This is a genomic window from Myxococcus dinghuensis (genome assembly GCF_024198235.1).
GTDB lineage: Bacteria > Myxococcota > Myxococcia > Myxococcales > Myxococcaceae > Myxococcus > Myxococcus dinghuensis.
The window spans coordinates 132,135-147,341 of sequence record NZ_JAKCFB010000023.1; the positions used below are offsets into that span (position 1 = coordinate 132,135).

Consider the following 15,207-nt stretch of genomic DNA (forward strand, 5'->3'; position numbering starts at 1 on the left):
ATGGGGGACCGCGGCGGGCGCCCCTTCCCGTCCCGCCGCGCGCGCCGCGGCGCCATCACCGCAGAGGCCGCACGTGAACGGTCGCACCAACGAGCACCGCATCGCTCTCTTCCTCGACTTCGAGAACCTCGTCACCAACACCGGCATCAGCGCCGCCAACTTCGACCTCCAGCCCTCGCTCGACCGGCTGCTCGAGAAGGGCAAGGTCGTCTTCCGCCGCGCCTACTGCGACTGGCAGCGCTTCAGCGAGGCCAAGCTGGGCCTGCACCGCTTCGGGGTGGAGCTGGTCGACGTGCCGCCCTCCACGCGCGCGGGGAAGAACGGCGCGGACATGCGCCTGGTCATCGACGCGCTGGAGCTGTGCTACGCGCGAGAGAGCATCGACACCTTCGTCATCGCCTCCGGTGACAGCGACTTCTGCCCGCTCGCCTACAAGCTGCGCGAGAACGGCCGCACCGTCATCGGCCTGGCGGTGAAGGAGTCCACCTCCCCCCTGTTCGTGAACGCCTGCGACGAGTTCATCTACCTGCGCCCGCGCCAGCGCTCCTCCGACAAGTCGGAGAAGGAGAAGGACAAGGACAAGTCGCGCCACGGCGCGGCCGAGGAGGCGGGGCACGGCAAGCGCGGCCGCCACGGTCGCGAGGCCCGGGGCAAGGCGGAGGCCGCGCCCGCGGCGTCCAGCGGCAAGTCGCACGGCTCCAAGACGGAGGTGCCCGCCATCGCCCGCGAGGTGGTGCGCAACCTGCTCGCGCGCGCCACGGGGCCCGTCAACCCCTCGCTCATCAAGGAAACCATCGTCCGCAAGGAGCCGGACTTCGACGAGAGCGAGTACGGCTTCCCCACCTTCGCCAAGCTGCTCGCCGCGCTGGAGCAGGAGGGCGTGCTGCGCCGCATCCAGCAGGGCCGCCAGTGGTACGTCGTGGGCGCCGACGCGGACCTCGGCGCGGACGGCAAGGGCAAGAAGCACGGCCACGCCGCCCACGCCCCGGACGAGGAGGAGGACCTGGAGTCGTACCCCGACCCCGATGAGGACGAGGCCGTCTGAGGGCCCGCATCCAGCCCGGAAGGACTTCTTCAGTCCAGTAACAACAAGGGGTTACATGGTCCGAAGGACCGCCGTGTAACCCTCCGCGCCACGGAATCCGGGCCCGGTGTAGCGCCAAGGGTTACAACGAAGTCCAGCATTGCCTGGAAGACATCGTTGGCATGTCCACTGCTCCAGGGGTGCGTGGCCGGCACGCGGCACGCCGGCCTCACACCCCATCGCGAGCTTGGAGACCCCATGTCACGACGTCATCACCGTCGCCGCCTCACCCGGGCGCTGGTCCTCATGGGGGCGCTCAGCGCGCCCCTGGCGTTCGGCGTAGCGCCGCGGTCCGCGGCGGAAGGTCCACGGAACCTGGACGCGCGCATCACCCACAACACCGGCGTGCGCCGGGAGCTGAGCGCGGTGCAGCGGGACAAGGAGGCGGAGCTGCGCCGCCACGTCCCGGAGCTGCGCCTGGAGCACGACGTCGCCACGGGCGTGCTGCGTTCGTTGACCAACCCCGTGGGCGCGCTGTCCGGTCCGCGCGCGGGTGACGCGCTCCTCATCGCGCTGGACTTCGTGCAGTCGCAGCGCGAGCTGCTCGGCCTGGAGCTGGAGGACCTGGGCAGCCTGGAGGTCACCGACCGCGTGTACTCGCGGCAGAGCGGCGTCACGCACCTGTACCTGCGCCAGACGCACCAGGGCCTGCCCGTCTACAACGGACAACTGCAGGTCAACGTGGACGGCGAGGGCCGCATCGTCAGCGTGCACAGCGACTTCCTGCCCGCGCTGGGCCGCGCCCTCACCCGCCTCCAGCCGCGCCTGGGCGCCGCCGAGGCGGTGGCGAGCGTGGCCCGGCACCTGGGCGTGAGGCTGGCCACCGCGCCCCGCGCGCTGGGCAAGGAGGACGGTCCCCGCCAGAAGACGCGCGTGGAGCACGCGGGCCTGTCCGCGGAGCCCATCGAGGCGCAGTTGATGGTGCTGCCGGTGCGCGTGGGCGAGGCGCAGCTGGTGTGGAACTTCCAGGTGCACACGCTGGACTCCCAGCACGTCTACGACTTCACCGTGGACGCCGCCACGGGCGACGTGTGGACGCGCTTCGACTGGGTGGCCGCCGACACGTACGAGGTCTACGCGCAGCCGGTGGAGAGCCCCAACCACACCACGCCGCTGCCTCCCGCGAACGGCCGGGTCACGCTGCTCAACCCCGCCGACGTGGTCGCGTCGCCCTTCGGCTGGCACGACACCAACGGCGTCGCCGGCCCGGAGTTCACCCTCCTGCGCGGCAACAACGTCCACGCCTACGAGGACAGCAACAACGACGGCCTGCCGCCCGCGGTGGAGCCGGACTGCGGCGTGTCCCTCAACTGCAGCTTCCCCATCAACCTGTCGGGCGCGCCCAACACGTACGTCCCGGCCGCCGTCACCAACCTCTTCTACTGGAACAACATCCTGCACGACGTGCAGTACCAGTACGGCTTCGACGAGGTGGGCGGCAACTTCCAGGTCAACAACTACGGCAACCCCGGCCTGGGTTCGGACGACGTCCGCGCGGAGGCGCAGGACGGAAGTGGCATGAACAACGCCAACTTCTTCACGCCGCCGGACGGCAGCCGTCCCCGCATGCAGATGTTCAACTGGAACACCGTCGTGCCGAACAAGGACGGTGACCTGGACAGCGGCATCATCGCGCACGAGTACGGCCACGGCATCTCCAACCGCCTGGTGGGCGGCCCGAGCAACGTGTCCTGCCTGGGCAACGCGCAGCAGCCGGGCGAGGGCCTCAGCGACTTCCTCTCGCTGGTGTACACCGCGCTGCCGGCGCACACCGGACCGCAGGGGCGCGGCGTGGGCACCTACGCGCTCAACCAGCCCGTCAACGGGCCGGGCATCCGCACGCAGCGCTACAGCACGGACCCGACCATCAACACGTGGACGTACGCCAGCATCAACGGCATGGCCGTCCCCCACGGCGTGGGCTCCGTCTTCGCGCAGGCGCTGTGGGAGGCGTACTGGTCGCTGGTGGACCGCTGGGGCTTCAGCACCAACCTCTACAACGCCCTGGGCAGCGCCGGTAACAACCGCATGCTGCTGTATTACACGGAGGGCCTGAAGAACACGGCGTGCAGCCCCACCTTCACGCAGGTGCGCGACGGCATCATCGCCGCGGCCACCACGCTGCACAGCGGCGAGGACGTCTGCCGGCTGTGGACGGCGTTCGCCGCGTTCGGCCTGGGCGTGGACGCCAACCCCATTGGCCCCAACAGCACCGCGCCCATCAACGGCTTCGCGGTGCCCACCGCCTGCCGCACGGACGTGTGGGGCAAGGACAAGCCGTGGGACACCGGCCTGGAGCCGGACCCGGCCACCGCGGCCAACCCCATGTGGGAGAGCGAGGACATCTGGGTGCGCAACTCGCCCGTCAACGGGCCGCACGAGAACCCGGAGTTCGGCCAGCCCAACTACGTCCACGTGAAGGTGCGCAACCGCAGCACGGTGGACGCGCACAACGTGGTGGTGAAGCTGTACGGCACCAACGCCGCCACCAGCACGTCGTGGCCCCTGGGGTGGACGGAGATCGGCCAGGCGACGGCGGTGTACGTGCCGGGCAGCACGGACACGGAGGTCGTCGTGACGTGGAGCCCGCCCGCGGTGGGCCACTACTGCCTGCTGGCGCGCCTGGTGACGCCCGCGGACCCGATGACGTTCACGGAGATTGGCGACCCCAACTACAACGCGCGGCAGAACAACAACGTCATCTGGCGCAACACCAACGTGGTGAACCTGCTGCCCTTCGGCTTCGTCAACGCCGGGTTCATCCTGCGCAGCACGCTGAGCGACGCGCGCGAGTTCCGCGTGCGCTTCACGGAGCTGGCGGGCACGACGAAGGAGGCGTTCATCTCGCGCGGCAGCATCACCGTGGACCTGGGCGCGGAGCTCACCCAGCTGTGGCAGGCCTCCGGCGGCAAGGCGGAGGGTGTCCAGCGCGTGAGCGAGACGCAGCTGCGCGTCACGGACCCGACGCGCGCCTACATCGGCGTGAAGCTCGAGCCGCTGCGCGAGTTCAAGCTGGGCCTCACGTTCAAGGATGACCGCTTCACCGGCGGCCAGACGTCGGACGTGTACACGTCCTACAACTTCGGCGTCGTGCTCGAGGACGCCACGTCCTCGCAGCGCAACGCGCAGGTGGGCGGCGTGACGTACTACCTCCGCGCCGCGAAGCTGTAGGCCGTCCGCGCCCCACGCGCGCACCGGGCCGGGAGTGCCTGCACGGGCTCCCGGCCCTCGTGTTCCAGGGGTCGGCGGTTCAGGCGCCCGGGCGGGGCGTGGTGGCCTCGCACAGGTGCTCGAGGAACTCCGGCAGCAGGCTGGCGGAGATGGCCCACAGCCGGCCGTCGCCCAGGTCCGCGAGCGCGGCGTGCTCGACGTACTCCACGCACGCCGACTCCACGTAGTGCACGAACACGCGCCGGCCGAGCGCGCGGTACCACGCCGCCGCGTGGCCCAGCAGCGCGAGCATGGCCCGCTGCACCTCCGGCTTCGCGTCGTCCACCAGCGTCACGACGCGCACGCCGTCCAGCACGTTGAAGAGGTTGAGGCCCGGCTGCGCGGACTCGAAGACCGCCAGGGCCACGGGCTTGCCGTCCACGCGGGCCACGCGCAGGGCGCGGGCGCGGTCCAGGCCGGCCTCCTCCCACCGCGTGCGCACGCGCACCAGGTCGAAGCGCTCCGGCACCAGGTCCAGCGCCTCGCGGTAGGCGACGGGGCGCGTGCGCTCCAGCTCCTGGAAGAAGCGCGCGCGCTCGGCGTCGGTGGGCTCGGCCACCTCGACGTCCGGGGGCAGCGCCCAGTCGCGCTCCACCTCCGCCTCCATCAGCCGGAAGGGCACGAGGCACGCCTGGCCGGTGTGCTCGTACCAGCGCGCGAAGTCGAACTTGGTGAAGCGCACCCAGCGCACGCTCGCCTCGCAGAAGGCGATGAGCCACTTCACGTCCGGGTCCACCTGGGTGGGCTCGTAGCCGCGCAGGTAGATGTCGCGCAGCGCCTCGCGCGCGGACGAGCGCATCCCCGGCACGTGCTGCCGCGCCAGCTGGTGCGCCATCCACGTGCCCTCGAAGGGCTTCACCACGGACAGCGTGGCCTCCAGCGACTCACCCGCCGGACGCACCACGCGGTAGCCCAGGCGCGTGCGCCCCTCCAGCCGCTCCTGCGTGGCGTCGAACCAGGGGCGCTCCTCCGTGAAGTCCTCGGGCGTCTTGCCCGGCAGGCCGAAGTAGCCGGAGCCCTCCAGCAGCTTCCACGTCGCCTCGCTCCAGTCGCCCTCCACGCGGGTGGACGGGTGCATCTGCGCCTCCACCAGCGCGCGCCACGCCCGGGCGCCCTCCGCGTCCAGCGGACGCACGGACATGCCGCAGCGCCGGCCGGCGGCCGTGCTGGAGATGTTGCGCACCTCGGCGCGCAGCCGCACGGGGGGCAGGCCCTCCATGGCCACCTCCAACACGGGCTGGCGCAGGCCCGGGTACAGCAGGTCCTCGTCCGGCTCCGTCATGAAGGCCAGGCCTTCGTAGGACAGGTCCAGCACGGGGCGGCGCACGTGCACCTGCGGCCACAGCGGGTGGTCGAAGGAGAGGACACACGGGCTGGAGGGCGGCGCGCGGCGCAGCCAGCGGTGGCGGTAGCGCACCAGCTCCGTGGGCGCGGGCGTCATCACCAGGTCGCCCTCCTGGCGCGCCTCCGTCACCGACGCGTGCACCACGCTGCTGTAGCCGAAGACCTCCAGCGAGAAGGGGCCCACCGGCACGGGGCCGTCGAAGCGCCAGGCCATGACGCCCGCGAGCGGCTCGAAGAGCGCCGCGGACACCCCCACGCGCTGGCCATCCGCCGAGCGCGCCACGCCCCGCGCCTGCCGCCCGACCAGGGCCTCGCAGATGCGCGCGACGCGCTCCGGCCGGTCGATGCGCTCCTTCCACACCGGCCGCGTCTCCGGCGGCAGCAGCAGGCCGTTGTCGCGCAGCGCCTCCAGCACGGAGACGATTCGACGTCCCGCGTCGAGCGGCGGTGACACGAAGCGCAAACTCACCTCGGGGCGCGCGCCGCGGACCTCCACCACCTCCGCGTCGAGCGACGTGGCCCAGCGCTCGCCCTGCCCCAACACCACGGAGGCGGCCTGTCCCGGTACCGGCGGCAGCGCGTGCGCGTCCAGGTGCAGCGTCAGGTGCTCGAGCGAGAGCTGCACGAGTCGACCCGGTGCGTTGCTGTCACCGAACGAAGCGACCGCGGTCAGCTCCGTCCCCATCCGGTACCCCAGCACCGAATCCCGGCCGCGCGTCCCATCCCGTGTGTCCGCCTGCATGCCAGCTCCGTTGTGTGAAGGGGGCCGATTGTACGACTTCGGGCAGAAGGAAAGCAGTACCCCGGTACGGATACGACCTAGGTGAACCGCAATTCATATAGCGTGACCATTGGCGGGGACTGGGAAACTTGTTCGCCAGTACAGGCGCGTTGCACTGACATCCGAGGTGCGACACCCCTGGGATGCGGGGACATGCCCGCGCGCCGGGAGGCGACATTCCCTCGGGACCCGGGTCCTCGCGCCGTCCATCCCCCGTCGATGCGGGCCACCCGCCCTCACCCTGGAGGGCCGAGTCCGGATGGGTGGCCACCAGGCTCACGCGGTCCCGGGGTCGTGTCGACCCGCGCACGAACCACCATCGTCCGGCCCGCGAGGGAGGCCTCACCGTCCACCAGCGAGCAGTCTCGGCGGGCTCGCGCGCGAGGACCTGCGCCCGAGGCGAACCGTCGCGCCCGTGGCCGCGCCTCGTGGGCGCTCTCGTGGGTGCCGCACATGCAGGAGGACAGGCCACCCTTCCCTACCTCGTCGCGATGGAACGACACGGCGGGACGGGTTAGGGGGTCAGCAGCTCCTGCTTCCGCGCCCGAGGTCCACATGCCCCTCTCCACCCTCTGCCTCCACTGCGGCATGTGCTGTGACGGTACGCTCTTCACCCACGTTTCCCTGCAACCGACCGAGGTGCTGGCGCTCCAGCAGCGGGGCGTGCCGGTGGGGCAGCGGGCGGACGGGAGTCCGGCGCTCGTGCAGCACTGCGCCGCGTTGGACGGCCGCGCGTGCACCGCGTACGCGGAGCGCCCGGCGGGCTGTCGCCGCTACCAGTGCCAGTTGTACGGCGCGCTCGCGGAGAAGGAGGTCTCCCTGGAGGAGGCGCTCGCGGTGGTGGACGAGGCCCACGCCTTGCGCGACGCGCTGGAGCGGGAGCTTCCCTCCGCGGAGCGGGACGCGCCCCGCTCGGTCATGCAACGCGCGCGTCACGCGGCGCCGGCGTTGTCGGAGCGGGCGCAGGCCGCGTACACGCGCGCCGAGGCCTTCCTCGATGCGCGCTTCCGCGGTCGCTTCGGTCGGCGCGGCTGAGCGCGGGGCACACCGGGTGCCCGCGGCGCGCGCCCGTGAATACGATGCGCCCCGCGTTCCCATCGTCCGGGCCCTCGCGCGAGGTGCTCGCGGACCGGACCCGTCTCGACTCCTTGGAAGGCCTCCTCGCATGAAGACGCATGTTCCCGCCCTGGCCGTCGCGGCCCTGACGCTGCTCACCGCGCCGCTCGCGCACGCGGGTGACGACGCGCCCGTGACCTCCGCCACCGTGGACGTGGACGGGGACGGCAAGCCCGAGTCCCTGACGCTCGAGTGGAGCGAGGACGCGCCGAAGCCCTACGTGCTCAAGGTCGGCTCCGCCACGATTCAAGGCGCCTCCAAGGAGGAGGCGGTGTCCGGCTTCACCATCGTCGACCTGGACGCGAGCGACCGCCGCAAGGAGATCGCCGTGCACACGGGGAACACGGACGAAGACGCGCGCACGGACCTCTTCAGCTACGACGGCAAGAAGCTGAAGGCGCTGGGCAGCGTCCCCAAGCTCACCGAGGTGAAGGGCAACAGCATCATCCTGTCGGACCAGTGGAAGGGCTTCTGGAACCAGCGCGACAAGTTCACCTACGACGCCAAGGCGGGCAAGGTGAGCGAGGTGCCCCAGGAGCTGTATTACGTGGGGAGCCTGGAGGCGAAGGTGCGTCAGTCCTTCCCCATCACCTACGGGCGCGCGGACAAGAAGCCGGTGGCGAACCTCGCGGTGGGCTCGACCATCCAGGTGCTGGCGGCGACCCTCGTCACGGCGCCGGGTGGACGCTCCCGCACCTACGTCTATCTGGTGAAGTCCTCCACGGGGCTGATGGGCTGGGTGCCCGGCCCCGAGCTGGTGGAGAAGACCGAGGGGCTCCCCATCGCCGGCTGAGTCACGGCGTGTCGCCGAGGGCGGCGCGGGAGAGCAGCGCCTCCTCCAACACGGGCAACCGCTCGTCCTCCGGGCGCGTCTGGCGCAGCCACTCCAGCGCGCGCCGGGCCCGGGGCAGGTCGCCCTCGAAGACGAGGAAGCCCGTGGCGTGCAGCCGCTGCTCGAGCGTGGCGTCGGGCGCGGCGAGCACCGCGTCCCAGCCCAGCGCGGCTTCGTGGGGCGCGCCCAGCTCCTGGTACAGCTTCGCGCGCGTCTCGGAGGTCGACGCCGGCTCGGTGACACCGGGGGCCGCGCGAGGCAGTCGGGCCACGGTGTCGCGTGAGCGCTCGAGCAGGGCGCGCAGCTCCGGAACGACGGCGTCTCCCGGCGCGAGGGCCTCCAGGCGTCGAAGCTGGGCGAGCGCGTCGTCGAAGCGGCCCGCGCGCGCGAAGGCCATGGCCAGGTTGAGGTGCGCGCGTCGGTAACCGGGTTGCTGGCGCACCATGTCCTGGAACAACGAGATGGCCTCGTCGTGCTGGCCCAGCTTCGTCAGGCACAGCGCGAGGTTGTTGTAGGCCTTGATGCCGGTGACGCGGCTCTTCTCGCGCACGGAGCGGCGCAGGTGGACGAGCGCCTCCTCGTAGCGGTGCGCGTCCATGAAGAGGCCGCCGAGCTGCTGCTGCACGAAGGCGTCATCAGGACCGGACACCTCTTCGGCCACGCGCCACAGGCGCACCTCGTCCACCCAGTCCTGGTTGCGCAGGTGCGTCGCGCCCGCGAACGCGAGCAGCGTCACCGAGGACAGCGCGAGCGCGGCCCGGGGACGTGTCCTCGCGACCCGCTCGACGGGGGCGGCGAGCGCCACGACCCACAGGGCCACGGGCACGTAGAGGAAGCGGTCGGACGCCAGCGTGTGCAGGCCCAGGGGGATGGCGTGCAGCACCAGCGCCAGGGCCAGCGCGCCCATCGCCAGCGCGGCGCGCTCGAGCGAGGACAGGCGTCCGCCCCAACGCCAGACGGCGAACGTCCCCGCGGCGAGGACACCCGCGCCCAGCAGGACCCAGGACGCGGGGTGCTCGCCGAGCATCCCCACCTGGAGCCGGGGCCGCAGCGCATCGACGAGCATCACCGCGTAATGGCCGAGCGCCGCGAGCCCGGCGGCGGCGCGGTCCGTCAGGGGCAGTCCGGCGGTGGCGCCCGCATCGAGCTCCCGGACGTCCGCCCGCAGCGCGTTGAGTCGCATGGCGCCGTAGACGGCGAGCGCGACGGCGATGGGGACCAGGTTGCGCAGCGCACGGCCCGCGGTGCGCTCCTTCCGCGCCACGGCGGACAGCTCCAGCATGCCGAAGCCCAGGACGGTGACGACCGCGACCTCCTTGCAGAGCAGGCCGAGCAGCACCAGGACGGCCGCGCCCCAGCGACGGGACGCGCGGTCGGAGCGGTACACGAGCAGCGCGCCGAACGCGAAGGCCGCCGCGAGCACGTCGGTGCGACCGGCGATCCACGCCACGGATTCGGTGAGGCGCGGGAAGACGCCGAAGACGGAGGCCCCCACGGCGGACGCGAGCGGCGAGGCCCCGGCGCGGCGACACAGGAGGAAGACCCACGTCACCACGACGAGGTGGAGGAGCAGGTTGGTGAAGTGGAAGCCCTCGGGCGAGCCGCTCCACAGCGCGTGCTCCACGGCGTAGCCGAGCGTCACGAGGGGCCGGTAGTAGCCCCGCGACACGCCCATGGGGTCGCTCCAGAACATCCGCGTGAAGTACTCGGGGAGCGGCGCCAGCTCGCGGACGACCTCCTGCTCCTCGATGAGCGAGTGGTCATCCCAGACGAACGCGCCGCGCACGGCGTTGGCGTAGGCGAGCGCCACCAGCAGGAGCGGCAGGAAGATGGCGCGGCGCCGCAGCCGCTCCCAGAGGTCTTCGGTGTCGGGCGATGCAGTGGGGCTGGGGCTCATGCAGGGTGCGCGAGTCTAGCGCCCCTCCATACGGGGCGACGGCCTTCCTCCGAGCGAGGAGGTCGGGCGGAAGGCCGGCCCCCCGACTACCCGACCAGCGCGAACTCCACGCGGCCGAGCTGCTCGTCGGTGGAGGCGACCTTCACGCGCACCGGCAGGCCCACCGGATAGGTCTTCCCCGGCTCCTTGCCCACCAGGGACAGCTCGCGCGCGTCCGGCCGGAACGGGCCACCCGGCAGCCCCTCCGCCGGCAGCACGCCCTCCACGAGCATGCCGTCGAGCTGCACCACCAGGCCGAACGGCTTCACCCGCACCACGTGCGCGGGGAACTCCTTGCCCACGTGTCCGGCCAGCCACCGCGCCTCCAACACGTGGTGACGGTCCGACTCCGCCCGGTTCGCCGAGCGCGCCCGCCCGTTGATGTGGACCGCCAGCGACTCCACCGCCGGGTCCTCGTCCAGGTAGTCGCGCCGGCCGTGCAGATAGCCCTTCAGCGTCCGGTGCACCGCCAGGTCCGCGTACCGGCGGATGGGCGACGTGAAGTGCAGGTACAGCGGCGCCGCCAGTCCGAAGTGCGGCCCCGGCTTCACGGTGTAGCGAGACGGTCCCAGCGAGCGGCGCAGCACCGAGCGCAGCGCCGGCTCCGCCGCGGCCCCCGCGATTTGACGGTCGAAGGCCGACAGCGCCAGCGGCGTCAGCTCGCGCCCGAACCCCGCCGCGAAGCCCGACGCCTGCGCGAACGCGTTGAGGTCCTCCACCCGCGACGGGTCCGGCTGCTCGTGCACGCGGAACACGCCCGGCAGGCCGCGCGCGAGCATCCACGTGGCGATGGCCTCGTTCGCCGCCACCATGAAGCGTTCGATCATCCCGTGCGCGGACGTGGGCCGCTCGCTCACCAGGCCGGACAGCTCGCCCGTCGCCGCGTCGAAGGTGAACCGCGCTTCATCTCGCGCGAACTCCATGCCGCCGCGCGCGCCACGCGCCACCGCCAGCCGCGCCGCCGCCAGCCGGAACCAGGGCATGACGTCCTTCACCGGCGCCATGGGCGCGGACACCTCGCCCCGGTCGAGGAAGGCCCCCACCTCGTCGTAGTTCAGCCGCGCCCACGAGCGGATGATGCTCTCGTACACGTCCGCCGCCGTCACCCGGCCCTGCGGGTCGATGCGCAGCTCCACCGTGAGGCACAGCCGCTCCTCGCCGGGCACCAGGCTCAACCAGTGAGAGGACAGCTCCTCCGGGAGCATGGGCAGCACGCGCCCCGCCATGTACACGCTGGTGGCCCGCTCGCGCGCCGCCATGTCCAGCGGCGTCCCCGCCTCCACGAACTCGCTCACGTCGGCGATGGACACCAGCAGCCGCAGCGCGCCGTCCGGTCCCGCCGGCAGCACCGAAATCGCGTCGTCGATGTCGCGCGTGGACGGCGCGTCCACCGTCACCGTCGGCACGTCGCGCAGGTCCCGCCGCGCGCCCACGGCATGCGGCACGGCGCGCAGGCTCCGCGCCTCCTCCACCACCTCCGGAGCGAAGTCCTTGGCGAGCCCGTGGCGCGCGATGATGCGCTCCAGCGAGCGGTCCGCGCCGGGCTCCAGCCGGTACGCCAGCACGCACTTGCCGTCGACCAGGTTCGCGACCACCGCGTCACCGTGCTGCACCGGGGCGCCGGCCGCGTCGAGCACCCAGTCCGCGTTCGCCACCTCGCGGTCGATGCGCAGGTACTGCGTGCCCTTGCGGGAGACCACCTCGCCGTAGACGCGGGTGCGGCGGCGCTCGACCAGCGACAGGGCGCTCGCCGTCAAACGGCCGTCCGCGCCCGCCGTCACGGTGCCGGTGACGGTGTCGCCCGCGAGGAACGGGTTGAGGTCCGGGGGAGGGATGAAGGCGGACAGCACCTCCTGCGACCCGGGGGCCTGCACGGTGAGGAAGCCGAAGCCGCGAGGATGGACGTCGATACGTCCGGTGACGGTACGGGGTGAAGCGGAAGCAGAGGTATCCATGGATGTGCCTTGGGGCGCGTCTTAGCCCAGGTCCACCACGGGACGGGCAACGGTGACGCGCGGAGTGTGGGGTGATGGGGGCGGGTCCCGGGGCCTGCTCCGTGGAGTGGCCTGTGCTCGCCAGGGACCGCGAAAGGTTTTGAGCGAACGTCGCGGTGGACGCGGCGCGGGACGCCCCCCTGACGACCCGGCGCCTCTCAGTTGGGCTTCGGTCGCATCTGGCGGCGGTGCTCGAAGGAGCCGAACACCGCATCGAACATCTGCCGCAGGGTGGCGCCCTTGGGGAGGGGGAAGGGACGCGGGTCGGAGTCCTCGTACACCTTCTCCCCGTTCAGCAGGACGGCGAAACCAGCCCCCGGCCACGGAAAGAGGGCCACGTGTCCCTCGGGGTGCTCATCGATTTCGAGCCCCTCATCCATCTCGGGTCCCGAGCAGGTGATGTCGATGCGCCCACCCACCGGGACATCGAACACGAGGCCCAGGGGCTCCAGCCACACCTCGACGGGCGCCGTCCGCAGGTTCTCCAACGTGAACCGCTCCGTCTTCACCGACATCGTCATGCCCTCCCCACCGCACTCCAGGTGCCTCGGACGAGTCTGGGCAACCCCCGTCCCCCATGTCCAACCCTCCGGCGCCCGGCCACTTCCCGGGCGCCGGCAGAAAAATCACGGCCCATGTCGAGACCGCGCGCCCGGCTCCGACCTGGGGGTGGAAGTCGGAAGACCCCACCCCTCGGAGCAACCCATGACGCAGGCACTCACGCTGAACCCGCCGTCGCCCCGCCACCCCGCGCTCCGGAGCGCCGGCGCCATCCTCGCCGGGCTGGTCCTCAACGCCGTCCTCGCCTCCGCCGTCGACGCCGTGATGCACGCCACCGGCGTCTTCCCGCCCCTGGGCCAGCCCATGTCCCACGCCCTCTTCGCCCTCGCCCTGGCCTACCGCCTCGTCTTCACCGTGGGCGCCTGCGCCCTCACGGCGCGGCTGGCTCGCCGCCAACCCCTCCGCCACGCCCTCATCCTGGGAGGCATCGGCATGGGGCTGGCCCTGCTGGGCGCCGTGGCCACCTGGGGCCGGGGACCCGAGTTCGGCCCCGCCTGGTATCCCCTGTCCCTGGTCGCCACCGCCCTGCCCTGCGCCTGGCTCGGCGGCCGGCTCGCCGCGCCGCGCCCTCCCCCGGCCCGCCACTCCTGAGCCTTGCACCCACACGATGGGGCATATCGATTTCAGCACGGAGCGTGCGCCCCGCGCGCCGCGCGGCGTATGGTGGCCCCCCGCCATGAAGACCGAGCTTGGAATCCACCTGGGCCAGTCCGCGCGCACGGCCCGCAGGAGCCTGGGGATGACCCAGGCGGAGGTCGCCGAGAAGCTGGGCGTGGCCCGAGAGGTCTACGCCCGCCTCGAGCGCGGACACATGCTCCCGAGCATCTACACCCTGCGGAGCCTGTGCACCGTCCTCCGCGTCCCGCCGCACGACCTGCTGGCCCTCGACGCCGCCATCGAGACGCCCCCGGGTCGCAAGCGCCCACCCCCTCGCATCCGCCCGGAGCCCCCCGTCCTCCTCGACCTGCGCAAGACGCTGCGTGGCCTGTCCGCCTCCGACCTGCGGCTGCTCAACGCCCTCGCCGTCACGCTCCCCGCCTCACCCTCCCGCCAACACGCCGGGTCCGAGGACTGAACCCACCCTCATGGGTTGAGGACACGATGTGGTGATTCCTGGCATTTTTGTGGCCCCCCGGCTTTCGCGTACGTCCGGGTGACGGTGTAGATTGAGCGTCTTCCGATGAGTGGGACGACGCTGCAGCTCTCGCCGGATGCCAACAGGGGCCGGTCGCTGGGCAAGTACGAGGTTCTCAGCCGCCTGTCCACGGGCGGGATGGCGGAGATCTTCCTCGCGTCGCAGCGTGGGCTCGCGGGTTTCCGCAAGCTCGTGGTGTTGAAGCAGATTCTGCCGGACATCCGCGGCGAGGAAGAGTTCATCCGGATGTTCCTGGACGAGGCCAAGGTGACGGCCGCGTTCAACCACCCGCACATCGCCCAGGTGTTCGACCTGGACATCGCCGAGGGCGAGCTGTTCCTGGCCATGGAGTTCGTGCCGGGGGCGACGCTGGTGGAGGTGGCGCGCGCGTGCCGGCAGGCCAACCTCCCCATCCCCATGGGCTTCAGCCTCATGGCGGTGCGGGACACGGCCGTGGCGCTCCACTACGCGCACACCTTCACGGACCCGCTCGGCAACCCCTCCCCCGTCATCCACCGGGACGTGGCGGAGAAGAACATCATGGTGACGTACGAGGGCGTCACCAAGCTGCTCGACTTCGGCATCGCCAAGAGCCTGGCGCGCGCCAGCCGCACCGCGGTGGGCATGGTGAAGGGCACCAGCGGCTACATGTCGCCCGAGCAGATCATGGGCGACCCGCTGGACGCGCGCAGCGACCTGTTCAGCCTGGGCGTCGTGCTCCACGAGCTGCTCACCGGCATGCGGTTGTTCTACGCGAAGCAGGCCGAGGCGATGATGAACGCGGTGCTGCGCTGCGAGGTGACGGCGCCCTCCCGCACCAACAAGCAGGTGCCGCCGGAGCTGGACGCCATCGTCCTGCGCGCCCTGTCCCGCAAGCGCGAGGACCGCTACGCCTCCACGCTGGAGTTCGCCCGCGCCCTGGAGCGCGCGGTGGGCCCCCTCATCTGGCACCCCGAGCAGAGCGCCGAGGTGATGCGCCGGCTCTTCGCGGACCGCCGCGAGCAGACGCGCCAGTTGCTCATGGCCGGCCCCACGACGTCCGGCGACACGACGGGCGAGACGAGCCTGGCGGAGATGCTCGCCCTCAACGCGGACGGCTCCGAGCCCCCCGCCTCCAGCGCCCCCCCGCCCCAGGAGCCGCCCCCGCCGCCCCGTCGCGCGGCAGCGCCCCCCGCGCCGGCCAGGCCCGCCACCCCGCCTCCAGCGCCCCGCCG

11 protein-coding genes are annotated in these 15,207 nt (G+C 72.0%); 7 read left to right on the plus strand and 4 right to left on the minus strand.

Features of this window, described 5'->3' with window-relative positions:
- Positions 1-73 precede the first annotated feature (73 nt).
- Together LZ198_RS27115 and LZ198_RS27120 are read left to right on the plus strand one after the other, a co-directional pair.
- A complete protein-coding gene (locus tag LZ198_RS27115; RefSeq protein WP_253974967.1) occupies positions 74-1,045 on the plus strand; it encodes an NYN domain-containing protein in 972 nt (323 codons plus the stop codon).
- Between the two features lie 237 nt (positions 1,046-1,282).
- Positions 1,283-4,255 (plus strand): M36 family metallopeptidase, encoded by a 2,973-nt coding sequence (locus LZ198_RS27120; RefSeq protein WP_253974968.1) that lies wholly within the window; start codon positions 1,283-1,285, stop codon positions 4,253-4,255.
- 79 nt (positions 4,256-4,334) lie between these two features.
- On the opposite strand, the gene LZ198_RS27125 is transcribed toward LZ198_RS27120, so the two are convergent.
- Positions 4,335-6,380 (minus strand): PilZ domain-containing protein, encoded by a 2,046-nt coding sequence (locus tag LZ198_RS27125; protein WP_253974969.1) that lies wholly within the window; start codon positions 6,378-6,380, stop codon positions 4,335-4,337.
- Between the two features lie 594 nt (positions 6,381-6,974).
- On the opposite strand from LZ198_RS27125, the gene LZ198_RS27130 reads away from it, so the two are divergent.
- Positions 6,975-7,454, plus strand: coding sequence for a YkgJ family cysteine cluster protein (locus LZ198_RS27130; protein ID WP_253974970.1), 480 nt, complete (start codon positions 6,975-6,977; stop codon positions 7,452-7,454).
- Between the two features lie 130 nt (positions 7,455-7,584).
- On the plus strand, positions 7,585-8,328 hold the full coding sequence (locus LZ198_RS27135) for a hypothetical protein (protein ID WP_253974971.1): 744 nt from the start codon (positions 7,585-7,587) through the stop codon (positions 8,326-8,328).
- A gap of 1 nt (position 8,329) precedes the next feature.
- On the opposite strand, the gene LZ198_RS27140 is transcribed toward LZ198_RS27135, so the two are convergent.
- The 3 genes from LZ198_RS27140 to LZ198_RS27150 all read right to left on the minus strand — a co-directional run bounded on the left by LZ198_RS27140 (position 8,330) and on the right by LZ198_RS27150 (position 12,818).
- Entirely contained in the window at positions 8,330-10,264 is a 1,935-nt protein-coding gene (locus tag LZ198_RS27140) for a tetratricopeptide repeat protein (protein WP_253974972.1), read from the minus strand.
- Between the two features lie 86 nt (positions 10,265-10,350).
- Positions 10,351-12,258, minus strand: a complete 1,908-nt coding sequence (locus LZ198_RS27145; RefSeq protein WP_253974973.1) for a ribonuclease R family protein — start codon at positions 12,256-12,258, stop codon at positions 10,351-10,353.
- Between the two features lie 197 nt (positions 12,259-12,455).
- Complete coding sequence (locus tag LZ198_RS27150) at positions 12,456-12,818, minus strand: hypothetical protein (protein WP_253974974.1); 363 nt, start codon at positions 12,816-12,818, stop codon at positions 12,456-12,458.
- 184 nt (positions 12,819-13,002) lie between these two features.
- Here LZ198_RS27150 and LZ198_RS27155 point away from each other — a divergent pair, with 184 nt between their 5' ends.
- The 3 genes from LZ198_RS27155 to LZ198_RS43270 form a co-directional block, all read left to right on the plus strand.
- Positions 13,003-13,449 (plus strand): hypothetical protein, encoded by a 447-nt coding sequence (locus LZ198_RS27155; protein ID WP_253974975.1) that lies wholly within the window; start codon positions 13,003-13,005, stop codon positions 13,447-13,449.
- An 85-nt stretch (positions 13,450-13,534) separates the two neighbouring features.
- Positions 13,535-13,933: a helix-turn-helix transcriptional regulator gene (locus tag LZ198_RS27160; RefSeq protein ID WP_253974976.1), complete on the plus strand. Its 399-nt coding sequence runs from the start codon at positions 13,535-13,537 to the stop codon at positions 13,931-13,933.
- 105 nt (positions 13,934-14,038) lie between these two features.
- Positions 14,039-15,207, plus strand: a 1,169-nt coding sequence (locus LZ198_RS43270; protein WP_267145488.1) for a serine/threonine protein kinase, incomplete at its 3' end; no start/stop codon positions are given.

Excerpts from the sequence above, each read along its gene's own strand:
- LZ198_RS27145 (WP_253974973.1), bottom strand. The coding sequence starts at position 12,258 with ATGGATACCTCTGCTTCCGCTTCACCCCGTACCGTCACCGGACGTATC.
- LZ198_RS27120 (WP_253974968.1), top strand. The coding sequence starts at position 1,283 with ATGTCACGACGTCATCACCGTCGCCGCCTCACCCGGGCGCTGGTCCTC.
- LZ198_RS27130 (WP_253974970.1), top strand. The coding sequence starts at position 6,975 with ATGCCCCTCTCCACCCTCTGCCTCCACTGCGGCATGTGCTGTGACGGT.
- LZ198_RS27125 (WP_253974969.1), bottom strand. The coding sequence starts at position 6,380 with ATGCAGGCGGACACACGGGATGGGACGCGCGGCCGGGATTCGGTGCTG.
- LZ198_RS27140 (WP_253974972.1), bottom strand. The coding sequence starts at position 10,264 with ATGAGCCCCAGCCCCACTGCATCGCCCGACACCGAAGACCTCTGGGAG.
- LZ198_RS27160 (WP_253974976.1), top strand. The coding sequence starts at position 13,535 with ATGAAGACCGAGCTTGGAATCCACCTGGGCCAGTCCGCGCGCACGGCC.
- LZ198_RS27155 (WP_253974975.1), top strand. The coding sequence starts at position 13,003 with ATGACGCAGGCACTCACGCTGAACCCGCCGTCGCCCCGCCACCCCGCG.
- LZ198_RS27135 (WP_253974971.1), top strand. The coding sequence starts at position 7,585 with ATGAAGACGCATGTTCCCGCCCTGGCCGTCGCGGCCCTGACGCTGCTC.
- LZ198_RS27150 (WP_253974974.1), bottom strand. The coding sequence starts at position 12,818 with ATGACGATGTCGGTGAAGACGGAGCGGTTCACGTTGGAGAACCTGCGG.